At 61.9% G+C, this 23,178-nt stretch carries 18 protein-coding genes; 13 read left to right on the top strand and 5 right to left on the bottom strand.

The annotated features are described in order from the left end of the window. Nucleotides 1–800 precede the first annotated feature (800 nt). The gene (locus HBR93_RS26585; RefSeq protein ID WP_057438666.1) at nt 801–1,271 is read right to left on the bottom strand and encodes a copper chaperone PCu(A)C; all 471 of its coding nucleotides are present in this window, start codon (nt 1,269–1,271) and stop codon (nt 801–803) included. Continuing rightward, nucleotides 1,271–1,876, bottom strand: coding sequence for an SCO family protein (locus tag HBR93_RS26580; RefSeq protein ID WP_057959858.1), 606 nt, complete (start codon nt 1,874–1,876; stop codon nt 1,271–1,273). Before HBR93_RS26580 ends, HBR93_RS26585 begins: the two co-directional genes overlap by 1 nt. 329 nt (nt 1,877–2,205) lie before the next feature. Between HBR93_RS26580 and HBR93_RS26575 the strand changes: the two genes are divergently transcribed. The 3 genes from HBR93_RS26575 (at nt 2,206) to hemN (ending at nt 5,440) form a co-directional block, all read left to right on the top strand. Then, a complete protein-coding gene (locus HBR93_RS26575) occupies nt 2,206–2,649 on the top strand; it encodes a hypothetical protein (protein WP_057959857.1) in 444 nt (147 codons plus the stop codon). 93 nt (nt 2,650–2,742) lie between these two features. Further along, a complete protein-coding gene (locus tag HBR93_RS26570) occupies nt 2,743–4,068 on the top strand; it encodes a coproporphyrinogen III oxidase (RefSeq protein ID WP_169961423.1) in 1,326 nt (441 codons plus the stop codon). Continuing rightward, a complete protein-coding gene (hemN, locus tag HBR93_RS26565; protein WP_169961422.1) occupies nt 4,055–5,440 on the top strand; it encodes an oxygen-independent coproporphyrinogen III oxidase in 1,386 nt (461 codons plus the stop codon). The genes HBR93_RS26570 and hemN overlap by 14 nt, the downstream gene beginning before the upstream one ends. A 63-nt stretch (nt 5,441–5,503) precedes the next feature. On the opposite strand, the gene HBR93_RS26560 is transcribed toward hemN, so the two are convergent. From HBR93_RS26560 to HBR93_RS26550, 3 genes are read right to left on the bottom strand one after another with little or no spacing between them, the layout of a single operon-like run. Continuing rightward, on the bottom strand, nt 5,504–6,349 hold the full coding sequence (locus HBR93_RS26560; RefSeq protein WP_169961421.1) for a metal-dependent hydrolase: 846 nt from the start codon (nt 6,347–6,349) through the stop codon (nt 5,504–5,506). Beyond that, complete coding sequence (locus HBR93_RS26555; RefSeq protein ID WP_120732595.1) at nt 6,349–7,245, bottom strand: SDR family NAD(P)-dependent oxidoreductase; 897 nt, start codon at nt 7,243–7,245, stop codon at nt 6,349–6,351. Before HBR93_RS26555 ends, HBR93_RS26560 begins: the two co-directional genes overlap by 1 nt. Continuing rightward, a complete protein-coding gene (locus tag HBR93_RS26550; protein WP_169961420.1) occupies nt 7,242–8,798 on the bottom strand; it encodes an NAD(P)/FAD-dependent oxidoreductase in 1,557 nt (518 codons plus the stop codon). The genes HBR93_RS26555 and HBR93_RS26550 overlap by 4 nt, the downstream gene beginning before the upstream one ends. 299 nt (nt 8,799–9,097) lie before the next feature. Between HBR93_RS26550 and HBR93_RS26545 the strand changes: the two genes are divergently transcribed. The 10 genes from HBR93_RS26545 (at nt 9,098) to HBR93_RS26500 (ending at nt 22,793) form a co-directional block, all read left to right on the top strand. Beyond that, nucleotides 9,098–10,096: an alpha/beta hydrolase gene (locus HBR93_RS26545; protein ID WP_233092088.1), complete on the top strand. Its 999-nt coding sequence runs from the start codon at nt 9,098–9,100 to the stop codon at nt 10,094–10,096. 326 nt (nt 10,097–10,422) lie between these two features. Next, nucleotides 10,423–11,700, top strand: a complete 1,278-nt coding sequence (locus HBR93_RS26540) for an alkane 1-monooxygenase (RefSeq protein ID WP_169961418.1) — start codon at nt 10,423–10,425, stop codon at nt 11,698–11,700. A gap of 146 nt (nt 11,701–11,846) precedes the next feature. After that, entirely contained in the window at nt 11,847–12,341 is a 495-nt protein-coding gene (gene praA / locus HBR93_RS26535) for an alkane oxidation protein activator PraA (RefSeq protein WP_169961417.1), read from the top strand. A gap of 129 nt (nt 12,342–12,470) precedes the next feature. Next, nucleotides 12,471–12,986 carry an alkane oxidation protein activator PraB gene (gene praB / locus HBR93_RS26530; RefSeq protein ID WP_076964898.1) on the top strand — a complete coding sequence of 172 codons (516 nt, stop codon included), beginning with the start codon at nt 12,471–12,473 and terminating at the stop codon, nt 12,984–12,986. A gap of 125 nt (nt 12,987–13,111) precedes the next feature. Further along, complete coding sequence (locus tag HBR93_RS26525; protein ID WP_057959848.1) at nt 13,112–14,554, top strand: outer membrane protein transport protein; 1,443 nt, start codon at nt 13,112–13,114, stop codon at nt 14,552–14,554. 295 nt (nt 14,555–14,849) lie between these two features. Further along, nucleotides 14,850–17,375: an acyl-CoA dehydrogenase gene (locus HBR93_RS26520; protein ID WP_169961416.1), complete on the top strand. Its 2,526-nt coding sequence runs from the start codon at nt 14,850–14,852 to the stop codon at nt 17,373–17,375. Between the two features lie 143 nt (nt 17,376–17,518). Next, a complete protein-coding gene (locus HBR93_RS26515) occupies nt 17,519–18,862 on the top strand; it encodes a 3-oxoacyl-ACP reductase (RefSeq protein WP_169961415.1) in 1,344 nt (447 codons plus the stop codon). Between the two features lie 2 nt (nt 18,863–18,864). Then, the gene (locus tag HBR93_RS26510; protein WP_076964901.1) at nt 18,865–19,767 is read left to right on the top strand and encodes a MaoC/PaaZ C-terminal domain-containing protein; all 903 of its coding nucleotides are present in this window, start codon (nt 18,865–18,867) and stop codon (nt 19,765–19,767) included. Continuing rightward, nucleotides 19,764–21,062 carry an acetyl-CoA C-acetyltransferase gene (locus HBR93_RS26505; RefSeq protein WP_057959844.1) on the top strand — a complete coding sequence of 433 codons (1,299 nt, stop codon included), beginning with the start codon at nt 19,764–19,766 and terminating at the stop codon, nt 21,060–21,062. The genes HBR93_RS26510 and HBR93_RS26505 overlap by 4 nt, the downstream gene beginning before the upstream one ends. Nucleotides 21,063–21,089: 27 nt before the next feature. After that, complete coding sequence (locus HBR93_RS26500; protein WP_057438654.1) at nt 21,090–22,793, top strand: AMP-binding protein; 1,704 nt, start codon at nt 21,090–21,092, stop codon at nt 22,791–22,793. The last annotated feature ends 385 nt before the right edge of the window (nt 22,794–23,178 follow it).

Raw genomic sequence — 23,178 nt, 5'->3', positions numbered from 1 at the left:
GGACGCAAAGAACGGGTATGTTTCAATCAAAGTGTCACCTATGTGAATGCACTTTTTTGTAACCTATGTGGTTGTCCCGTACATGCCCCACCACTCGGTGCCTCGCCTAGGCTCGGCATGCCCGCAGCCAGGCATTGCTCCGTGGGCCCGCCGCGATCGGCCATCCCTGGCCGTGTCGCGGCTACCCCGGCATCCATGCCGGGGTGCCCACTGCGCAATACCTGCCTGCGGCCATCGTGGTTTAACGGGGCGCCTAAGATCAAAAGCAGAGCAACAGCAACAGCAAAGCCGGGGCGCGAAGCTGCATTCCCCCCTGTGGGAGCTGGCTTGCCTGCGATGACGGTGTATCAGTCGATAAATGTATTGGCTGATACACCGTCATCGCAGGCAAGCCAGCTCCCACAGGTATAAGCGTACGCCTAGACGATCAGGTCGGCTGTCAGGCCGCCTCGCTTTGCTTGTGATTTTGATCTTAGGCGCCCCGTTAAACCACGCTGGCCGTCATCCGATTTTGATTTGGGGGGTAAACCGGCAGGACGCCGGTTTAGCCGCGCTGGGCCATGGATGGCCCATCGCGGCGGCCCCCCAAATCAATGTCGGATGACGGGCACACCGAGCCTAGGCGAGGTGCCGAGTGGTGGGGCAAGAGCCCTTTTGGTTACTTTTGGGGCTCTTTTCCAAAAGTGACCCGCCGTAAGGGCGGAACCCTAAGTGGCCGTAACCGCAGCAACGGATATGTACACATACCCAGAAGAGGATACCTATGGCCACCCCGAGCAAACCAGCTCCCACCCTCAGGATCAATGGTTCATATGATGACCACCAGCACTACCCAGACTGCGGGCCGGGGCCTGGATTTCGAGGGTCTGCTTGTCACCCTTGGCATCTTCCACCGTCAGGGTCAGCGGCACCTGGTCGCCTTCCTTGATCTGGCCCGTCAGGCCCATCAGCATCACGTGATAACCCTCGGGATCAAGCTTCACCGCCTGGCCGGCCGGCAGTGCCACGGCATCCACCGGGCCCATGCGCATGACGTCGTCTTTCATGCTCATCTCATGAATCTGCACTTCCTTGGCCACCGGCGACTTGACGCTCAGCAGCTTGCTGTCGCTGTCGGCGGTGAGGGTCATGAATGCCCCGCTCGAATGCTGCCCCGGTACGGTGGCGCGGGCCCAGGCATCGCTGACCTGGACCTGGGCGCTGGCGTGGGCGGCGAGGCCCAGCAGGGAAAGGCCGAGGGCGATGCGCTTGAGGGTGTGGACAGCAGTCATTAGCAGACCTCCATGACGGTGAGCAGGTCTTCTGCGCACTCTTTGGCGTTAAGGGATGCCGACAGGCCCAGGCGCAGGTTGCTGCGGGTGTCGAACACAAAACTGGTGGCGGTGTGGGACAGGGTGTAGGTGTCGCCTGCGGGGATCTTTTCATAAAAGATCCCGAACTCCTTGGCGGCCACGGCAATTTCTTCCGGCGTGCCATAGAGCGCTTCGAAGCTGGGGTCGAAGGCCTTGACGTAGGCGTCGAGCACTTCGGGCGTATCGCGTTCCGGGTCCAGGGTGATAAAGATCACCTGCATGATTTCGCCGTCGCGGCCCATCAGCTTCTTGGCCTGGGCCATGCGTGCCAGGGTGGTGGGGCACACGGCCGGGCACTGGGTGAACCCGAAGAACACCACCGGCATCAAGCCGCGAAACGAAGTCAGGGTCACGGTTTCGCCGGCGGTATTCTTGAGCTTGAACGTGCGGCCCATGATCTTGTTGCTCAGATCCTTGCCGTACTTGAAATTCAGCTTGGGGCCGGTGTCACAGCCGCTCAGCAGGCCCAGGCCCAGCAGGCCCATACCGGTGAGGACCTTGCGGCGGGTGAGTAACGTATTCATGAAGTGGGCGTCCCGTGAAGCGCCTGACGGCTGCGCATAACAGGTCAGTCAGGCTTTGAAAAGCGGTGAACAAGCAGGGTGGGTAGTCTACCGGTGTTGATCACGCTTGATAATCTGCGACGTTCTGCCACAGGGGCGGTCGCCACCTTACCAGCCAAGGGGGCGATTGCGTCTGTGGCACACTGTCGCAGACGCCTTGAAACGCCCGGCGTACAAGGCTTTGGGCAAATGTTTCAACGATTATCAGGGCCCTTGACCCGCATCAAGGCAGCGTCCTCCCGGCCTGGGGCACAGTCACGCCATACGGACCGGCCCACTGTGAGGCGCTGATGCTCTATCTCCTGTTTCTGCTGGCCCATCTGTTCGCGGCGCTGATGTTTATCGGCACGGTGTTCTTTGAAGTACTGATCCTCGCCAGCGTGCACAAGCAACTGCCGGCCCGCGTCATGCTGCTGGTGGAGCAGGGCATCGGCAACCGTGCCAGGGCCTTGATGCCGTGGGTGCTGCTGGTGCTGTTCGGCGCGGGTATCGGCATGGTCTGGTTGCGCTATCTGCCGGTGCTGGCGGCGCCATCGAGTTCGGCATTCGGCGCCTTGCTGACGCTCAAGTTGATCCTCGCCGCCAGTGTGCTGATGCATTTTTTGCTGACGGTGTGGCTGATGCGGCGTGGGCGGGTCAGCGCGGCCTATTTGCGCTTCGTTCATCTGAGCCTGTTCTGCCATATGGTCGCCATTGTGTTGCTGGCCAAAAGCATGTTCTACATCACCTGGTAACCCCCCTCGTATTCCCTGGCCTTGATGCATATCAAGGTGCGCTGTCCGGTCGCACCGCACAATGACCCACCGTAGCCAGACCCGGAGGCCGTCATGCTCACTGTCATTCATCCCGCCCGCGAGTGGCGCCTGCGCCGTGACCAAAGCGTGCTGGACCAGGGCCAGGTCGACATCGGCAAATTTCATACGGGGATCGGCTCCCTCGACCTGTTGCGCGCCATGCGCAGCAGTCGCCAGCGCCAACGCCCCTTGGCGCTGAACCTGCAATGGCCGGCGGGCCTGGTGGCCGATGACTACCTGGACGCGCTGGAGCAGGAAATCCACCTGGTCGGTTGCCACGTGGGTGGGCGCCAGCCGGTGGATCAATTCCATCTGGGCGGCGCTACCCCGGCGATGGCCGACCTGCAGCGGTTGATGGCGCACCTGCGCAGTCGCCTGCATTTTCTCGAGCATGACCAGGGTGACTACAGCCTCGACCTCGACCCGCTGCACACCGACTGGGCGACCATGGGCCGCCTGCGTGAACTGGGCTTCAATCACATCAATATCGGCGTGTCGGATGCCAGTAGCGACGTCATACCTTCGGTGGCCGGCTATCAAGACCCGGCGCCCATCCAGTCGCTGATCGACGCGGCGCGCACCCTGGGCTTTCGCTCGGTGAATGTTGACCTCGGGTATGGCCACGCCTGGCAGACCTGCGACAGCTTTGCAGCCAAGCTGGCCAGCCTGATCGCCCTCGAGCCGGACCGCCTGCAAGTGTTCGACTATGCCCAGGCCCCCCGGCGCTACCAGCAGCAACGGGCGCGGGCGCTGTCGTCGAATGCCGACAAGTGCGCGATGCGCGCGATCGCCTTCCAGCACCTGGAAGCTGCCGGTTATCACTACATTGGCCTGGGCCAGTTCGTACGCCCTGACGACGACCTGGCGCTGGCCCAGGAACACGGACGCCTGAGCCGCAATTGCCAGGGCTTTACCCGTCATGGTTACTGCGACCATATCGGCTTTGGCCTGGGCGCCATCAGCCAGCTCGACAACCTGTATGCGCAAAACACCGACGACCTGGCGCGCTATCGTCAGCAGTTGGACAGCGACCTGTTGCCCACCGCACGCGGCTGGCGCTGCGAGGCGGGCGATCAGATCCGTCAGCATGTCATGGAGCGCCTGGCCTGTGACCTGGAGTTGGATATCCAGGCGCTGGAGCGCCGTTATGGTGTGATTTTTTCCCGCTACTTTTCGGCGATCTGGCCGCTGCTGGAGCACCTGCACCAGGACGGCCTGATCGACTTGTCCGAGCGCTTCCTCTGTGTGCTGCCTGCGGGCCGGCAGCGGGTCGAAGCCCTCTGCGCGCTGTTTGACCGGGCAGGCAGCGCGGTTCCCCCTTGCTCCAACGATGAGAACATCGACCATGAAAGCGTTTGAGTTCAACCGGGCCCTGGTGCAGAAATACGACCGCCCGGGGCCGCGCTACACCTCATACCCGACGGCGCCGCAGTTTCATTCGGCGTTTGCCCTGGATGACTATCAGCAGGCAGTAGCGGCCAGCAACCATGGGGTGGCCCCCAAGGCGTTGTCGGTATACATCCACATACCGTTCTGCCAGAGCCTTTGTTACTACTGCGGTTGCCACAAGATCATCACGCGCAAGACCCATCGCGCCGTGGAGTACCTGAGCTACCTCAAGCGCGAAATCCAGATGCAGGCCGCGCTGTTCGATCGCACGCGGCCCCTGACCCAGTTGCACCTGGGGGGCGGTACGCCGACCTATCTGGACGATGCGCAACTGGCCGAGTTGATGGCAAGCCTGGCGCAGGGCTTCAGCCTGGATACCAGCGACAACCATGAGTTTTCCATTGAGGTCGACCCGCGCACCATCAGCGTGGAACGCATCCATAACCTGCGCGGGCTGGGCTTCAATCGCCTGAGTTTTGGTGTGCAGGACTTTGATGCCGATGTGCAGGCGGCGGTCAATCGCGTGCAGAGCGAAGAGCAGATTGTGCAGTTGGTCGCGGCCGCCCGGCAGGCACGCTTCAAGTCCATCAGCGTGGACCTGATCTACGGTCTGCCATTGCAGACCGTGGCCAGTTTCGACGTGACCCTGAGCAAGCTGATTGCCCTGCGCCCGGACCGTGTGGCGGCCTACAGCTACGCGCATTTGCCCACGCAAATCCGCGCCCAGCGCATGATCCGCCCCGAAGACATGCCACCGCCGGAGCGCAAGCTGGAGCTGCTGGAGTTGACCATTCGCCGGCTGACCGAAGCGGGTTATGTGTACATCGGCATGGACCACTTTGCCTTGCCCGACGACGAACTGGCCCTGGCCCGGGCCAATGGCACCTTGCAGCGTAATTTCCAGGGCTACTCGACCCATGCCGATTGCGACCTGATCGGGCTGGGCGTCTCGGCCATCGGCAAGGTGGGCGACAGCTACAGCCAGAGCGTCAAGGAGTTGTCCCAGTACTACGCGCGGATCGACGCCGGGTTGTTGCCGGTGCAGCGCGGCTACCGCCTGAACGCCGATGACGTGTTGCGCCGGGACGTGATCAACGGCCTGATGTGCCATGGGCGCATTGACTTTGCCGGGGTCGAGGCGGGGCATGCGATCCGCTTTACCGAATACTTTGCCCAGGCGTTGTCACAGTTGGATGAGCAAGTGGCGGATGGTTTGCTGCATGTCGAGGACGATGGGGTGCAGTTGCTGCCCCAGGGGCAACTGATGGTGCGCAGCGTGGCGATGGCGTTTGATGCGTACCTGGGTGGGCAGCAGAAGGGGCAGTTTTCCCGCACGGTCTGACCACCGACTCCACCCATGTGGCGAGGGGACAAGCCCCCTCGCCACAGCCCCCCTCACCACGGCTCAGGTATAGGCGCCTGCCGCGCCGTTGGTGCGCTCAATCTCTTCCACCAGCTTATCAATCCCCTCCAACCGTGCCCGGTTGTCGTGATCCCACGGATGAAACCCCGGCTTGAAATAATGCAGCCACGGCCGCGCCATGCGCGGGAACACGCCCTTGGGCCCGTAGAGAAACTTCAGCATCCGCCAGAAACCCTTCAGATGCCCGCCCGCGCGGCGATCGGCGATCAGCAGGCGCAGGTGGAAATCAAACACCACCAGCCAGAAAAACACCGTGGTGAACAGCATGGTCCCGGTGCGCAGCAGATAGCGCTTGGGCCCTGGTTTGATCACGCCGTTCCACACATCAAAGGCCACGGCCTTGTGCTCGGTTTCTTCGAGGGCGTGCCAGTACCACATCTGTTGGTAGCCTTTGAGCGAATCACCAAAACGCGAGGGGTCGCTGAGCAGGATTTCCGCGAGCATCGCCGTGTAGTGTTCCAGGGCGATGGTCACCGCCAGGTTGAAGGACGGCGGCAAGTGCTTCTTTTGCAGGTCGAGCATAAATTTCAAGCGGCGGTCCAGCAGGTGGGCCGGCAGACCGGCGGCTTGCAGCAGCTCGTTGTAGGCCACGTGCTCGCGGCTGTGCATGGCCTCCTGGCCGATAAAACCCTGGATCTCCTTTTTCAACGCCGGGTCGTCGATGCGCTGGCGATAGTGGCGCACGCTGTCCATGAAGAACAATTCGCCCTGGGGAAACAGCAACGACAGGGCATTGAAAAAGTGCGTGATGAACGGGCCTTGCTCGTGCCAGTCCTTGATGCGTTCGGCAGGCAGGGTAAAACGCAGGTCGCGGCGAATGGGCAGCATTATGGCGACTCCTGTTCAGAGAGGGGGGAGGGTGGCAGGGCCTTGCGCTGTTTCGGTGCCATGCGCCGGCTGGCGAACACCACCAGCCCTTGATAGGCCGCCGGCAGCCAGCGCGCGAGCAGATCCAGGGCGTAGGCGTCGCGGCCGATCAGCACGCGGCGCTTGTTCTTGCGCACGCCCTGCAGGATGACCTTGGCGGCCTGGTCGGCGTCGGTGATAAACAGTTTTTCGAAGTCGGCGCGGGCCTGTTGTTCGCTGTGGATCAGGAACCCGGTCATGTTCGCGTCGATCCGGCTGCTGCGGCAGATGTCGGTGCGGATCCCACCGGGATGCACGCAGGTGGCCGAGACGCCGCTGCGTTGCAAATCCAGTTCCTGGCGTAGGGACTCGGTAAAGCCGCGCACCGCGAACTTGGTGGCGTTGTAGCCGCTCATGCCGGGCTGGGCGAACAGCCCGAACACGCTGGAGGTGTTGACCACATGCCCCTCGCCGCTGGCCTTGAGGTAGGGCAGAAAGGCCTTGGTGCCGTACACCACCCCCCAGAAATTAATGCCGACGATCCACTCCAGGTCGGCGTAGTCCACACCTTCCACGGTGCTCGACAGGGCCACCCCGGCATTGTTGAAAATCAAATTCACCTGGCCGTGTTCTGCCGCGCAACTGGCGGCCCAATCCTCCATGGCCTGGCGGTCGGCAACATCCACCTCCCTTGACGTCACGCGGATCGGCGCCAGGCTGCTGCGCTGGATCAGCTCCACGGTTTGTTGCAGGCCGGTCTGGTTCTTGTCCGCCAGGGCCAGGTGACAACCCTCGCGCGCCAGGGCCAGGGCCAAGGCGCGGCCCATACCGGACGCGGCACCGGTGATGGCCGCCACGCGGCCATTGAATGACTTCATGACAGGCTTCCTTCTGCGGTGGCATGGGGTGGCGCAACGGGGCGCGGTGTGGCGCCGGTCAATAGTGGCGTGACCTGATAATCGCGCAGGGCGAACTGGCGGGTGACCTGTTTGAAGCGCCAGGTCGAGCCGGGCCACAACGTCGTATTTTTGCCGGTGCGCGGGTCGAGGTACCAACTGCGGCAGCCGCCGGTGTTCCAGATAGTGCGCTGGAGTTTTGCCTGGATTTGCTGGTTGTAGGCGCTTTCCACGGCTGGCTTGACCTCGACCGTGGCGATTTGCTGGCGGCGCATCTGTTGCAGGGCATCGAGGATGTAGGTGACCTGTGCCTCGATCATCAGAATCATCGAGTTGTGGCCCAACCCGGTGTTGGGCCCGACGATCAGGAACAGGTTCGGATAGCCCGGCACGGTGGTGCCCTTGTACGCATGGGCGCCATCGCGCCAGGCCTCCATCAGGTCAATGCCGCCGCGCCCGATGATGCAGTCGCGGGGCAGGGGATCGGTAGCCTGGAACCCGGTGCCGAAGATCAGGCAATCAGCCGGGTGCTTGATGCCATCGGCGGTGACGACCCCGTCGGCCTCGATTCGCAGTACAGCGTCGGTGACCACTGCGACATTGCTGCGTGACAGCGCTGGGTAGTAGTCGTTGGAGATCAGTACGCGCTTGCAGCCGATGGTGTAATCCGGCCGCAGGACTTTGCGCAGGGAAGGGCGCGCCACTTGTTTGTGCAGATGGCGCACGGCGATTTTCTGCACCACTTTCATCAGGCGCGGGTGCAGCGCAAAGCCCACCACCCGACCTTCCAGGGCCCAGTAGAAAGCCCCGCGCACCAGGCGCTGGGTGAACGGCAGATGCTTGAACACCCAGCGCTCAAAACCTGAAATGGGGCGGTCCGGCTTGGGCATGATCCACGGCGGGGTGCGCTGGAACAGGTCCAGGTGCGCCACTTGGGGGGCGATACGCGGCACGAACTGGATCGCACTGGCGCCGGTGCCAATCACCGCCACACGCTTGCCCTTGAGTGAATAGTCGTGGTCCCAGTGCTGGGAGTGAAAGCGCTTGCCCTTGAAACTGTCCAACCCCGGAATATCCGGCAGTGCCGGGCGGGACAGTCCCCCCATCCCCGACACCAGTACCCGTGCACTGACGCGGCGGCCATTGCTGAACTGCAATTGCCAGCGTTGCAGTTGCTCGTCGAACACCGCCTGTTGCAGGCCCATGCCAAAACGCAGGTACGGCGCCAACTCAAAGCGCTGTGCGCAATGTTCCAGGTAGGCACGGATTTCCGCCTGGGGGGCGAACTGGCGGGTCCAGTCGGGGTTGGGCGCAAAGGAAAACGAATAGACGTGGGATTGCACGTCACAGGCGCAGCCCGGGTAGTGGTTGTCGCGCCAGGTGCCGCCCAGGGAGTCGGCCTGTTCGGCAATAAAGAAGTCGTCGAGCCCGGCTTGCTTGAGTTTGATCGCCATGCACAGGCCGGCGAAGCCTGAGCCAATGATTGCGATATCGACGCAATCTGCCGGGCCGCTTGGCTGGGTAGAGGCATTCATAGGGTGTCCCTCGTGGGCTGTGGGCGCCTTACGGGTGTTGACATCGGATGTGCTCCTTTTTTGTTTTGGCTTTTAGATAGAACACCATTGCAAAGAAAAATTGTATTTATTATTTTAAAAAAGATTTTAAATAATCTACCTGAAAATGTCGTCTACGCTAGACCCTTGTCCTTTATGTGCGATTTGTCCGACGGACGAACGCTTGACGCACGCAGTTGAAGTCCAGGGTGTGGACGATGGCTGAGGTCTTGACCAATACCGGTCGGATCGCCAGCAGCAGGGAAGCAGAGGACCGAGCTATGGCTGTCGAATGGGTTGTCGCTGCGGGTGTGTTTATGGCTGCCAGTGCGGCGTTATGGGGCTTGAGTGCCTGGATGACGCGCCGTATCGAAGCGGCTGTTCCAAGTAACGGGCGCTTTCTGGAAGTGGATGGCGAGCGCTTTCATTATGTAGACGAGGGCAAGGGCCCGCCGCTGGTGATGATCCACGGCCTGATGGGCAGCAGTCGTAACCTGACCTATGCCTTGGCCGCACAATTGCGCGAGCACTTTCGGGTGATCACCCTGGACCGACCCGGCTCAGGCTATTCCACCCGCCGCAAAGGCACTGGTGCCGACCTGCCAAGCCAGGCCCGGCAAGTGGCGACCTTTATCCAGACCCTGGACCTGGGCCAGCCCCTGGTGCTGGGGCATTCCCTGGGCGGGGCGATCTCCCTGGCCCTGGCCCTGGACCATCCCCATGCGGTGTCCGGGTTGGTGCTGGTGGCACCCCTGACCCATCCCCAGCGCATGCTTCCCCTGGTGTTTCTATCGTTGGCGGTGCGCCCGGCCTGGCTGCGGCGCTGGGTGTCGCGCACGCTGACGGTGCCCATCGGCATGCTCAGCAGTGGTGCGGTGGTCAAGGGCGTGTTCGCTCCCGACCCGGCGCCGGCCGACTTTGCCACCCGTGGCGGCGGCCTGCTGGGGATGCGCCCCGATAACTTCTATGCCGCTTCCACCGAAATCAATCTGGTCAATGATTACCTGCCCGAGATGGTCAAGCGCTACCCGCAACTGCGCCTGCCCATCGGCCTGATCTATGGCTCGCGGGACAAGGTACTGGACTTCCGCAAGCACGGCCAGGCCCTGGCAGACAAGGTGCCAGGGCTGAAGCTGCAGCTGGTCGAAGGCCGTGGCCATATGCTGCCAATCACCGCCACCGAGCGCGTGGCGGCACTCGTCGAGCAGGTGGCCAAGCGCAGCAAGCCGGTGGCAAGCGCCACGGTGTTGCACCCGCCGTTTGCGCTGGCGAGTAAATAATCGTGAACCCCACGGTGTGGTCGAAAGTCGCTGACGCTTGCCCTAGACACCTGACCGAACGGATGAAAAAGAGACTGGCCGGTCACGTAAAAAAGGCTCCGAAAAAGTAGTTGACGACCTATCGATTCCGCGCTATTTATTTAAAAAAATATTTCAATATTTATTTTGAAATGATTTTTGAAATGCCTAAGAGCGAATAAAATAATGAAAAAAACGCCTTTTATCGCATGGTTTGTTTCAAGTGGCCTTCAGTGCCGCCTGAACCGCTTTTCTGCCTCTTTTGCTTCGCTCTCTCTCTCTGCCGCGCAGTGCGCCCGGAGGTTGCCATGAATCAGACCCTGGCCGCCCCCCACGTCTGGACCGACGGCAAGCGCCACCTGTGGTGGCTCGGCATCATGCCTCTGGCGACCCCGCTGCTGTCCGGCGCCCTGGCCATCACTACCGGCGTACAACAACTGTGGTGGGTCGGTGTACTGGTGATTTTCGGCTTGATCCCGCTGATCGACGGCCTGCTCGGCGAAGATGTCAGCAACCCGCCGGAGTCCGCTGTCAGCGGCCTTGAATCGCAGAAGTACTACCGCTGGATCGTCTACACCGGGGTGTTGTTCGTTATTTCCTCGGTGGTGATCACCGGTTGGCTGGCCGTCAGCGGCATCGACTGGATGATCAGCGGCGGGCTGCTGCAACTTACCGCCTCCCTCGATCCTTCGAGCTGGATGGCGCAAACCGCCAGCTTCCTGACGGCCCGGGTGCAGTTGCACGGTGAGGTCAGTTGGTTTACCTACCTGGGCATGGCCATGTCCACCGGCGCTGCCACCGGTATCGCGATCAACACCGCCCATGAACTGGGGCACAAGCCGCGCCTGCTGGAGATTGTGCTGGCGAAGATCACCCTGGCGCCGACCTTCTACGGGCACTTCTACACCGAACACAACCGTGGCCATCACGTACGCGTTGCCACCCCGGAAGATCCGGCCAGCTCGCGACTGGGGGAGAGCTTCTGGGCCTTCCTGCCGCGCTCGGTGTGGTTCAGTGCGCGCTCGGCCTGGAACCTGGAACGCGAACGCCTGCGCAAGCTCGGCCTGCCGGCGTGGCACTGGAAGAACGGCGTACTCAGCGCCTGGATGTACAGCGTGGTGTTGTGGGGCGCGATGATCGCCTGGCTGGGCATGGCGGTGATTCCCTTCCTGTTGATCCAGGGCATCTACGGCTTCTCGTTGCTGGAAGTGGTGAACTATGTCGAGCACTACGGGCTTAAACGCCAGAAGTTGCCTAACGGCCGTTATGAACGGTGTTCGCCGCGCCACTCGTGGAACAGTAACCGTATTGTCACCAATATCTTTCTGTTCCAGTTGCAGCGCCACTCTGATCATCACGCCAACCCGACTCGCAGTTATCAGTCGTTGCGCCACTTTGATGAATCGCCGCAACTGCCGTATGGCTACGCCAGCATGATTGTCTGGGCCTATATCCCTTACTTATGGCGCCGGCGTATGGATCACCGGGTACTACGGCACTATTCGGGGGATGTCACCCTGGCCAATATCCAGCCATCCAAACGCTTGAAGATACTGGAGAAGTACGGCAAGACCAGCACCTTCTAATGTGAATTAACTGTTATAGGGCGCACTCGGGATCTGTGTGTCGCGCAGGTTTTCATCGCCCACGGTTTGCCGGTTTCGAGTGCTGCTTAGTTGCAAGAAAGTTGTTTGACCCTAACAAAAATAAAATCAAGGGAAGGACGTACACCATGCAAACACCTGCCAAGTTCACTACGCATATCGTGCTCGCTGCACTGGGGCTTATTGCCTATCACCAGGCCCAGGCCGCCCGTATCGAACCCGCCGGCAGCGCCTTCACTGCCCAGGGCCCCATCAGCTTTTCCAAGGGCGCGCTGATCAGCGCCGACTGCACCATCAAGGTGGCCGGCAAGGTCGCGGCCGACGGTTCGCAAGTCAATGTCGACAAGGTCGAGTTTGACGGTGGCCTCAAGTGCAGCCGCGTCGAAGCCATCAACCTGCCGTGGATATTAGTGGCCAGGGATGCCAGGAGCGGCTCCATGTCGAAGATCAGCGTCGATGTGCACGCCTTTGGCCTGGGCGGCAAGTGTGGCCCGTCCACTGCCGAAGGCACCTGGGATAACGCCACCGGCAAGTTGGAAGCGGTCAATGTGCCGATTGGCGAAGACTGCAAGATCAAGACCGTGTCGATCAAGATGCCGCCGACGTTCAAAGTCGTCGAGTAAACCCCCGAATTTGTAGCGGTAAATGAATTCAAATTTGGCTGGAAAGGGAAGTTCTGCTGTTTCTCCGTGACCTCTCGATCATGGCCATTACCCCGGCGAAATGACTCGCCATACATGTGAGGAAAAATAATGAAAAGTTTGAAAACCCTCGTTTGTGTAAGTTCGTTTGCTCTGTGCTTTGGCGCGGCTTCGATGGCCAGTGCGGCGTCTTTTAGTCCAATTGGAGCGACGTTTACTACAGGGGCGACTGGGAGCATTGTTGTTAAATCACCTTCGTCGTTTCAGCAGCCCGTAACATGTAAGGCTGTATTCGAAGGCAAGGTGCGCCCTGATGGTAAGGCAGATATCACCAAAGTAACTATCTCTCCAGGATCAAGCGTGCTGTGCAACCTACCCAATATCACTGGTTTGCCTTGGTTGCTGGAAGCCACCAGCACAAGTGCCGGTAAAGCTTACAACGTTGGTTACACGATCACTTCGTTCCCTCCAACCAACTGCGGCCCTACGGCTATCGATGTAGCGCTGGCCTCAACCCCAGCTCCGTCTCCAAGTATCACTCTTGCTGCGACCAACCAGCCGCTTAGCGGCAGTTGCACGGTGGTGACACTGAACGTAGGCGCTACCGGCGTCACCATTGTTCCTTGATGCCGGGACTTCGGAAATAGGCTTGATCACCCGGTGAAAAACAGGTGCCTCGTCAGAGGCATCTGTTGAGGTAAAGCCGTTCGGTCCAACCGGCTGTGACAAATAAAAACAATAAGGAGTGACGCATGAATAATATGAAGCAGCAGGCCCAGGCGTTGTTAGGCCTGGCATTGTTGGGCGGGCTGATCGCCTCAGCGGGAACCGTTCAGGCGGGTGGTTTCATGACGCCAACCGCAAACACTGCTGGTTGGGGCCGGGCGTTTGGTGGGGGGTCGATGTTCAAGAACGACCCGTCATCGGCGTACAACAACCCTGCTGCCATGGCTTTCATTGACAAGACCATTTCGCAGTTCACCATCAACTACGCAAACATCGACATCAAATACAAAGGGTCGGCGTATGACTACGCTGGCAATCCGACGTCCAACACGGTCTATGATCCCAATACTGGCGAGTTAACATCGACACCTCGCACCGGTAATGGCGGTCAAGGCGGCTTCGAAGCGTGGGTACCCACTGGCTTCATGGTGATCCCGATCAACGATCGTTTTGCCTTTGGTTTGAGCCAAGTGGTGCCGATGGGCGCGCGCACAACCTGGGATGAGGATTGGAAAGGTCGCGACTTCGCGGTGGACACCCGCATCGAAACCGTGGGCCTGACCGGCTCCCTGTCGTTCAAGGTCAATGATGAGTTTTCCATCGGTGGTGGTGCGATTCTCCAGCACACCAAAGGCTTTGTGAGCCAGAACGTCGATCTGTATGCCGCTGCTGCGCAGTCGCCGGACTTCGGGATGATTCCGTTCCCGGCCGGCCAGGGCTTCGCCTTGATGCGGGTCAAAGTCGACAATAACTCCCTGGGTTGGTTTGCGGGGATGACCTGGAAACCCACGGCGCAGGACACCCTGGGCTTGAACTATCACGCCAAGATCAAGAACAAGCTGGAGGGCAAGTACAACATGTACGCCGATCCAGGCTCGGAAGGGCTGATGACCACCCCGGTGGTCGACGGTAAAACCCTGGTCGAGTTGGCTTACCCTGGGCTGAAACTGTATCCGGGCGGTGCCAATGCCTCCACGCAACTGGATATCCCTGCCAACGCGTCCCTGGACTGGGTACACGACTTCTCTGACCGCCTGACCCTGGGCGCCAGTGTGACCTGGACCCAATGGTCCTCCTTCGAGGCGCTGACCTTGAAGTCCAATGGCAGCACCATCGTGTCGATCCCGTACAAGTACAAGAACACCTGGATGTATTCGTTCGGCGGTGACTACAAACTCACGGATGACTTTACCGTGCGTGCCGGTGTGGCCTTCGACCAGACCCCAACCCGCAACTCCACCCGTGACCCGCGTATCCCGGATGGGGATCGCACCTTCGCTTCCCTGGGCTTTGGCTACAACATCCGCGCCATTCCGGGCCTGAGCATCGACGGCGCGTATTCCCGCCAGTTTGTGGAGACCGTCAAGCTCAAGACCAAGAACGTTGACCGTCTTGGCGCAGCGTCGCTGGATGGCAAATCCGAGGCCAAGGGCGAAGTGGTCAGCCTGTCGGCTACCTACGCCTTCTGACCTGGGGTTGTATCTGCGTAGTGCCTGGGTAAACGCGTAGTCAGCGCATCTTTCTACTGCGTTTACCCGGTGCTCCACCTGTGGGGCGCCCACGCGACCCCTGGTGATTTCCTTCTCCCTTTAACACTTCGGCTGACGCGTTCGGCCGAGAATTATTTCGCAAAGACATTAAATAAAAATTTCAAAACAAAATTTGAATTTGGCTTTTCAAGTTTGTAGTGTGGTGATCAGTCGCAGGCCGTACCGACCTGCTGCTGTGCGTGCCGTGCCCTGAATAATAAGTAGAGGTATCTCCATGGTTATCTGGTTATTGGCGGGACTCGCTGTGGCGACTGCCCTGGCGTATCGACAAGCGGCAGCCACCCTGTGGCTGGGTGCTGGCCTGGCCTGGTTGGCGGGCGGCTATCTGTTCAATGTGGTTGCAGGGTTTGGCCTGAGCGTTGCGGCGTTGCTGGTGGTGGTACCGGCGCTGCTGATGAGCATCAAGCCCCTGCGTCGCACACTGTTGACCAGCAGGGCCCTGGGCCTGTTTCGCACGATCATGCCGGCCATGTCCGACACTGAACGCGCGGCTATCGAGTCCGGCACCGTGTGGTGGGACGCCGAGTTGTTCAGCGGCAAACCCAATTGGCCGCGCCTGCTGCAAGCCGCGCCGGCACGCTTGAGCGCCGAAGAGCAGGCCTTTCTCGACAACGAAGTAGAAACCCTCTGCGACATGGCCAACGACTGGGAAACCACCCAGGTCTGGCAGGACCTGTCGCCCGAAGGCTGGCAGTACACCAAGGACGCCGGCTTCCTCGGCATGATCATTCCCAAGCAATATGGCGGCAAAGGCTTCTCCCACTATGCCCATTCGCAAGTGGTGATGAAGCTGTCGACCCGTTGCTCGGCGGCAGCGATTTCGGTGATGGTCCCCAACTCCCTGGGCCCCGCCGAACTGTTGCTGCATTACGGCACCGACGCCCAGCGCAATTACTACCTGCCGCGCCTGGCCCGTGGCGAAGACATCCCGTGCTTTGCCCTGACCAGCCCCTATGCCGGCTCCGACGCCGGGGCGATTCCCGACCTGGGCATCGTCTGCAAGGGCATGCATGAAGGCCAGGAAGTGCTGGGCTTCAGCGTGACCTGGGACAAGCGCTATATCACCCTCGGCCCCATCGCCACGGTGCTCGGCCTGGCCTTTCGCGCCGAAGACCCTGACGGCCTGCTGGGCCAGCCCGGCTCGCTGGGCATCACCTGCGCGTTGATCCCCACTTCCCATCCCGGGGTGAACAGTGGTCGCCGCCATTGGCCCCTCAATGCGGTGTTCCAGAACGGCCCGACCACCGGCAAGGACGTGTTTATCCCCCTGGAGTGGGTGATCGGCGGCCGCGAGCAAGTGGGCAACGGCTGGCGCATGCTGATGGAATGCCTGGCCGCCGGGCGCGCGATTTCCCTGCCGTCGGCCAACGTCGGCCTGGGCAAGGTGGCGGTACGCGGTACCACGGCCTACGCAGCGATGCGCAAGCAGTTCGGCCTGCCGATTGGCAAGTTTGAAGGGGTGCAGGCGCCCCTGGCACGTATGGCCGGGCACCTGTATGCCTGCGATGCGGTACGCAAAGTGTCGGTGGCGTCGTTGGATGCCGGCGAGAAACCCTCGGTTATCTCGGCGATTGCCAAATACCACGTCACCGAGCGTGCGCGGATCATCGTCAACGATGGCATGGACATCGTCGCCGGCAAGGGTATTTGCATGGGGCCCAACAACTTCCTGGCCCGTGCCTATCAACAAAGCCCCATCGCGATCACGGTGGAAGGCGCGAATATCATGACCCGCTGCCTGATCATCTACGGTCAGGGCCTGATCCGTTGCCACCCCTACGTGTTCCGAGAAATGGAAGCGGCGCGCAACACTGATAATCGCCAGGCGTTGCTCGAGTTCGACAGCGCCATGTTCGGTCACCTGAGTTTTGTGCTGGCCAACACCGTACGTGCGGCAGTGCATTCCCTGACAGGCGGACGGCTGATTGGCGTACCGGCCAAGACGGATCCGGCGCTGGCGTCCTACTACCGCCAGGCCAATCGGCTGTCGGTGGTGCTGGCGTTGATTTCCGATATTTCCATGGGCGTGCTGGGCGGCGCGCTCAAGCGCAAGGAAAGCATCACCGGGCGCCTGGGCGATATTCTGTCCCAGCTCTACATCCTGTCCTGCGTGCTCAAACGCTTTGAGGACGATGGCCGGCCCCAGGCCGACCTGCCGTTGGTGCATTGGTCGGCCCAGGATGCCTTGTTGCGGGCCCATGAAGCCCTGGCCGAGGTGCTCGACAATTATCCTTCGACGCCGGCTGCGGCAGTGATGCGTGGCTTGAGCTTCCCGTTCGGCATTCCCCAGCGCAAACCCTCCGACCGCCTGCTGGCCCAGGTGGCCGAGCTGGTGCAGATCCCGGGCGAAAGCCGCGACCGTTTGCTGGCCAATTCCTACATCCCGCGTCCGGAAGTCGACAAGCTGGCCTATGGCGAACTGGCGTTCCGCCTGCTACCCCAGGTGGAGTTGATCGAAGGGCGGCTCAAGGCGGCGGTCAAGCAAGGCACCCTCGGCCCGATGCCGATCAGCAGCACGGCCTTTACCGCCTGGCGCATCAAGGCCCGCGCCCTGGATTTGATCAGCGCCGACGAAGACGCCTTGCTGGCGCGCTATGTGGAATACGCCGATCACGGCATCCAGGTGGATGACTTCCCACAGGACTTCGGGTTGCTGGAGGCCTTGCAAAAGCGCCAGCAAACGTTGGAGCAAGCGACCAAGCCCAGCAGCAAAAAACGTGAAAACGCCCCGGTGAACTAGAAACGAGCGCGCTCAATGGGGGAGCGGGCTTGCCTGTGATAGCGGTGTATCTGCGCCACAGATGCAATCGGATCCACCGCCATCGCAGGCAAGCCAGCTCCCACAAGGGGTTGGATTTGCAGGTCAGGAAAACGGATTGATTTATGAGCGACAGCTACCTTTCTTTTGTTAATTCTGCCTGGGGCCGTCGTCTGGCCCAGGCTATCGGCTTGCCGCAACCCTTGGCCCTGCAACGTCACCGCAGCGGCCAGCAGGGCCTGGCCAACCCGGTGATTATCGCTGGGGCAGGGCGCTTGGCGGACGAAGTGCGGCGCCTCTTCAAGGCCACCGACACTGTGCCGGCCCAGGCCGCCACGCTCAAGGCGCCGTCCACGGTCAAGGTCCAGGGCGCGGTGTTTGATGCCAGCGCCGTGGTCGACCTCAAGCAACTGGACGAACTCTACGAATTTTTCCATGCCAACGCCCGGCGCCTGGGGCCGCACGCGCGGGTGGTGGTGCTGGGCACCGCGCCCGAACACTGCCAGGACTTGCCCCAGGCCATCGCCCAGCGAGCCCTGGAGGGCTTGGTGCGATCCTTGGCCAAGGAGCTGCGGCGGGCGATCACCGTGCAGTTGATCTATGTCGCGCCGGGTGCCGAGCAGTCCCTGGACAGCAGCCTGCGCTTTTTCCTGTCGCGGCGTTCGGCCTATGTCTCGGGGCAGGTGGTGCGCCTGGAAAAACCGGTCGATGCCGCCCCCGCCATCAACTGGGACAAACCCTTCAGCGGCCGCCGCGCCCTGGTCACTGGGGCCTCCCGTGGCATCGGCCTGGCCATCGCCCAGGTGCTGGCGCGTGACGGCTCGCACGTGGTGTGCGTGGATGTGCCGCAAGCGCTGCCCTCCCTGGAGCAGGCGGCCAGCAGCGTCGGCGGCCAGGCCTGGGCGCTGGACATCACCGGCGCCGATGCGCAGCAGCAGTTGCAGGCCTATGTGGCCGAGCATGGCGCGTTTGATGTGGTGGTGCACAACGCCGGGATCACCCGCGACAAGACCATCGCCAAGATGACCGAAACCGCCTGGCGCAGTGTGCTGGCGGTCAACCTCGAAGCGCCGTTGCAGTTGAGTGAAGCCTTGTTGCAAGGGCAGGGGCTCAAGGCCGGTGGGCGGATTGTGTGCGTGTCGTCGATCTCCGGGATCGCCGGCAACCTGGGGCAAAGCAATTACGCCACCTCCAAGGCCGGGGTGATTGGCCTGGTGCAGGGCCTGGCGCCCGTGGCGGCGGCGCAGCAGGTCACGGTCAACGGCGTGGCGCCGGGGTTTATCGAGACCCAGATGACCGCGAAAATCCCGCTGATGATTCGCGAAGCGGGGCGGCGCATGAACTCCCTGTCCCAGGGCGGGCAGCCCATCGACGTCGCCGAAACCATCGCCTGGCTGGCGCACCCGGCTTCGGGCGGGGTCAACGGCCAGGTGGTGCGTGTGTGCGGCCAAAGCCTGTTGGGAGCCTGAGCATGGACGACGTGACGCAGATTATCGACCCGCCACCGTCGCGCAATCGCCTGCTGCTGGACGGCCTGTTGGCGATGCGCAAACCCAGGCTGGAAGGCGCCCCCACGTTGCCCCGGGAGCGCCTGGTGCGCTCGGCGGTGGAGTTGAGCGCCCATGCTATTGCGGCTTATGGCCGGGCCTGTGGCTTTCGGCGCGAGCAAGGGGTGCCGCTGTCCTACCCCCATGTGCTGGCGTTCCCCTTGCACTTGATGTTGCTGACGCGCCCGAGCTTTCCGTACCCTGCCAGCGGCATGGTGCATCTGGCCAATCGCATTCGCCAACATCGACGCCTGCAGGAAGGTCAGGCCCTGCGCCTGGAAGTGTTTGCCGAGCGCTGGGTGGCCCATGCCAAGGGCCAGGCCTTGAGTATTGCCACCCACGCTTACAGCGCGGGCGAGTTGGTGTGGCAAAGCGAAAGTCTGTACCTGCGTCGCGATGTCGCCAACCCGGTGGGCGAGCCATGGGGCGACAGCCTGGCATTGCCCGAAGAGGGCGTGCGGCGCACCCAGCGTTGGGTGTTGCCAGCGGACCTGGGGCGGCGTTTTGCCAAGGTGTCGGGGGATTTCAACCCGATCCATACCTCGCGGATCGGCGCGCGGCTGTTCGGTTTTCGCCGGGCCATCGCCCATGGCATGTGGACCCTGGGCCGCGCCCTGGCCGCCCAGCAACCCCCAGGCGGGCTGGACGTGGCCGAGGCCCATTGCGATTTCAAGTTGCCGATCTTCCTGCCCGGCCAGGTCGCCCTGTGGAATGCCCCGGCAGACGGCCCGCGCCGTGCATTCGAGGTGCGCAATCCGGCCGGGGACAAACCCCATATGCGTGGCCTGTTTATCTGGACCTCGCGTTTTGATGAGAGTCGTTCATGAGTGACTACAGCTTCAGCCCCGCCCCGACGCGCCGCGTGGCGATTGTCGGCGGCAACCGCATTCCGTTTGCCCGCTCCAACACGGTGTACGCCCACGACAGCAACCAGGATTTGCTGGTGGCTGCGCTGCAAGGCCTGGTGGACCGCTACAACCTCCACGGCCTGCGCCTGGGCGAGTTCGCCGCCGGCGCGGTGATCAAACACTCGCGGGACTTCAACCTGGCCCGCGAGTCGCTGCTGTCCACCACCCTGTCCGCCGAGACCCCGGCCTACGACCTGCAGCAAGCGTGCGGCACCGGCTTGGAGGCGGCGTTGCTGGTGGCCAATAAAATCGCCCTCGGCCAGATTGACGTGGGGGTTGCCGGGGGCGCCGATACCACCTCCGACGCGCCCATCGGCATCAACGAATCCCTGCGCCGCACGCTGCTGGCGGCCAACCGCGCCAAGGGCAGCGGCAACAAGTTGCGCAGCCTGTTGCAGGTGCGCCCCTCGATGTTTTTCAAGCCGCTGCTGCCGCGTAATGGCGAGCCGCGTACCGGCTTGTCCATGGGCGAGCACTGCGAAGAAATGGCCAAGCGCTGGCAGATCAAGCGCCTGGCCCAGGACGAACTGACCCTGACCAGCCACCAGCGCCTCGACGCGGCCTATAAAAACGGCTTCTTCGACGACCTGATCAGCCCCTATCGCGGCCTGTCTCGCGACAACAACCTGCGCGCCGATGCCAGCCTGGAGAAGCTCGCCAGCCTGTCCCCGGCCTACGATCGGCAGAACGGCACCCTCACGGCCGGTAACTCCACGCCGCTGACCGATGGCGCCTCGGTGGTGCTGCTGGCCAGCGAGGAGTGGGCCGCCGCTCGTGGCCTGCCGGTGCTGGCCTACCTGCGTACCGGCGAGACCGCCGCGGTGAACTTCGTCGACGGCAGCGAAGGCTTGCTGATGGCCCCGGCTTACGCCGTGCCCCGCATGCTCGCACGCGAAAACCTGAGTTTTGCCGATTTCGATTTCTTCGAGATCCACGAAGCCTTCGCCGCCCAGGTGCTGTGCACCCTCAAGGCCTGGGAAGATGCCGATTACTGCCGTGAGCGCCTGGGGCTGGAGGCGCCACTGGGGGCCATCGACCGCGCCAGGATGAACGTCAATGGCGGCTCGCTCGGTTGCGGTCATCCCTTTGCCGCCACCGGTGGCCGCCAGTTGGCGGCGCTGGCCAAGGCCATTCACCTGCGCGGTGGCGGGCGCGGTTTGATTTCCATCTGTGCCGCCGGCGGCCTGGGCATTACCGCCATCGTTGAAAAGTAGCCGTACAACAACAATAAGGAGACTGCGATGAACGCTGTAAGCCTGGACCAAACCGAACGTATCTGGCTGAACGCTTATCTGCCTGGGGTGCCCAGCGACATCGACGCCGGCATCGAGGACTACCCGTCGTTGCGCGAGGTGTTTCTCGAACATTTGCACAAATACCGCGACCGCGTGGCCTACGTCAGCATCGGCACCGAAATGACCTACGCCACCTGGCAGGCCCAGGGCATCGCCTTTGCCGCCTGGCTGCAGGCCCAGGGCGTGCGCAAGGGCGATCGCGTGGCGTTGATGATGCCCAACTGCTTGCAGTATCCGATCTGCCTGTTGGGCACCATCCTTGCCGGTGCGGTGGTGGTCAACGTCAACCCGTTGTACACCTCCCACGAACTCAAGCACCTGCTCAAGGACAGCGGCGCCGAGACCGTTGTGATCTTCGAGAACTTCGCGCACACCCTGGAAAAAGTCGTGGCCGGCAGCACGGTCAAGCGCGTGGTCATTGCGGCCATCGGCGACCTGCTCGGCACCTTCAAGGGCGCGGCGATGAACTTCATCCTGCGCCGGGTGCAGAAGCAGGTGCCGGCCTACAACCTGCCGGGTGCGCTGCGTTTCAACCAGACGCTCAAGCAGGGCCGGGGCCTGACCCATACGCCGGTGCCGCTGGCGCGTGAAGAACTGGCGTTCCTGCAATACACCGGCGGCACCACCGGCGATGCCAAGGGCGTGATGCTCAGCCACCGCAATATCATCGCCAACCTGTTGCAGGCCAAGGCGTGGGTGGGCGATCAACTGGACCAGAACCAGCAGGAAACCAACGTCACGTTGTTGCCGCTGTACCACATCTTTTCCCTGACCGTGAATTGCCTGATGTTCATGTGCCTGGGCGGGCGCAATATCCTGATCGCCAACCCACGGGACGTGAAGCGGGTGCAGATGATCCTGCGCAAGGAGCGTTTCAACGGCATTGCCGGGGTCAACACGTTGTTCAACGGCTTGCTGGAGAACGCAGAGTTCCGTGCCCGGGACTTTTCCGACCTGCGCCTGGTCATCGCCGGCGGCATGGCCACGCACACCGCGGTGGCCAAGCGCTGGAAGGAAGTCACCGGGCTGCCGATCATCGAGGGTTACGGCCTGACGGAGTGCTCGCCGGTGGTGAGCATCAGCCCTATCGACATCTCGCGCATGCGCGAGATGGAATTTACCGGCAGCATCGGCGTGCCACTGCCATCGACCTGGGTGCGCTTTATCCGCGAGGACGGTGAACTCGCCGACATCGGTGAACCGGGTGAACTGCAGGTGCGCGGCCCGCAGGTGATGCAGGGCTACTGGCAGCGCCCCAAGGAAACCGCCGAAGTGCTGGATGCCGAGGGCTGGCTGTCCACCGGGGATATCGGGGTGATGAATGAACAGGGCTTCATCCGCCTGGTGGATCGCAAGAAGGACATGATCCTGGTGTCGGGTTTCAACGTGTACCCCAATGAAATCGAAGACGTGGTCGCGTTGCACCCAGGCGTTGCGGAAGTGGCGGCGATTGGCGTGGAGGATGGGGTGACCGGAGAGAAGGTGAAGATTGTCGTGGTGCGCCGCGACCCCAGCCTGACCCAAGAGCAGCTGTTGGCACATTGCCGGGAATACCTGACGGGGTACAAAGTGCCGAAGTTTGTCGAGTTTCGCGTCGAGGAATTGCCCAAGACTACGGTGGGCAAGGTCCTGCGCCGCGCATTGCGCTGACTTGATGCGGTATAATGGGGGAGCGGGCTTGCCCGCGATGACGGAGTGCTAGTCAGTACAATTGCTGACTGACAGTCTGCCATTGCGGCATGATTAGCTACACAACTCTCTTTTCGGTATGTGTACATATCCGTTGCTGCGGTAACGGCCACTTAGGGTTCCGCCCTTACGGCGGCTCACTTTGGAAGAGCGCCAAAGTAAGCAAAGCGCTCTTGCCCCACCACTCGGTGCCTCGCCTAGGCTCGGCATGCCCGCAGTCAGGCATTGCTCCGTGGGCCCGCCGCGATCGGCCATCCATGGCCGTGTCGCGGCTACCCCGGCATCCATGCCGGGGTGCCCACTGCGCAATACCTGCCTGCGGCCATCGTGGTTTAACGGGGCGCCT

The sequence above is a fragment of the Pseudomonas sp. WS 5411 genome (assembly GCF_012985595.1).
GTDB lineage: Bacteria > Pseudomonadota > Gammaproteobacteria > Pseudomonadales > Pseudomonadaceae > Aquipseudomonas > Aquipseudomonas shahriarae.
The sequence above is the reverse complement of the archived record's forward strand: the minus strand, read 5'-3'. Positions and strand labels throughout refer to the sequence as shown.

Coding starts and splice junctions, on each gene's coding strand:
- HBR93_RS26585 (WP_057438666.1), bottom strand. CDS start 1,271: ATGACTGCTGTCCACACCCTCAAGCGCATCGCCCTCGGCCTTTCCCTG.
- HBR93_RS26580 (WP_057959858.1), bottom strand. CDS start 1,876: ATGAATACGTTACTCACCCGCCGCAAGGTCCTCACCGGTATGGGCCTG.
- HBR93_RS26575 (WP_057959857.1), top strand. CDS start 2,206: ATGCTCTATCTCCTGTTTCTGCTGGCCCATCTGTTCGCGGCGCTGATG.
- HBR93_RS26570 (WP_169961423.1), top strand. CDS start 2,743: ATGCTCACTGTCATTCATCCCGCCCGCGAGTGGCGCCTGCGCCGTGAC.
- hemN (WP_169961422.1), top strand. CDS start 4,055: ATGAAAGCGTTTGAGTTCAACCGGGCCCTGGTGCAGAAATACGACCGC.
- HBR93_RS26560 (WP_169961421.1), bottom strand. CDS start 6,349: ATGCTGCCCATTCGCCGCGACCTGCGTTTTACCCTGCCTGCCGAACGC.
- HBR93_RS26555 (WP_120732595.1), bottom strand. CDS start 7,245: ATGAAGTCATTCAATGGCCGCGTGGCGGCCATCACCGGTGCCGCGTCC.
- HBR93_RS26550 (WP_169961420.1), bottom strand. CDS start 8,798: ATGAATGCCTCTACCCAGCCAAGCGGCCCGGCAGATTGCGTCGATATC.
- HBR93_RS26545 (WP_233092088.1), top strand. CDS start 9,098: ATGGCTGTCGAATGGGTTGTCGCTGCGGGTGTGTTTATGGCTGCCAGT.
- HBR93_RS26540 (WP_169961418.1), top strand. CDS start 10,423: ATGAATCAGACCCTGGCCGCCCCCCACGTCTGGACCGACGGCAAGCGC.
- praA (WP_169961417.1), top strand. CDS start 11,847: ATGCAAACACCTGCCAAGTTCACTACGCATATCGTGCTCGCTGCACTG.
- praB (WP_076964898.1), top strand. CDS start 12,471: ATGAAAAGTTTGAAAACCCTCGTTTGTGTAAGTTCGTTTGCTCTGTGC.
- HBR93_RS26525 (WP_057959848.1), top strand. CDS start 13,112: ATGAATAATATGAAGCAGCAGGCCCAGGCGTTGTTAGGCCTGGCATTG.
- HBR93_RS26520 (WP_169961416.1), top strand. CDS start 14,850: ATGGTTATCTGGTTATTGGCGGGACTCGCTGTGGCGACTGCCCTGGCG.
- HBR93_RS26515 (WP_169961415.1), top strand. CDS start 17,519: ATGAGCGACAGCTACCTTTCTTTTGTTAATTCTGCCTGGGGCCGTCGT.
- HBR93_RS26510 (WP_076964901.1), top strand. CDS start 18,865: ATGGACGACGTGACGCAGATTATCGACCCGCCACCGTCGCGCAATCGC.
- HBR93_RS26505 (WP_057959844.1), top strand. CDS start 19,764: ATGAGTGACTACAGCTTCAGCCCCGCCCCGACGCGCCGCGTGGCGATT.
- HBR93_RS26500 (WP_057438654.1), top strand. CDS start 21,090: ATGAACGCTGTAAGCCTGGACCAAACCGAACGTATCTGGCTGAACGCT.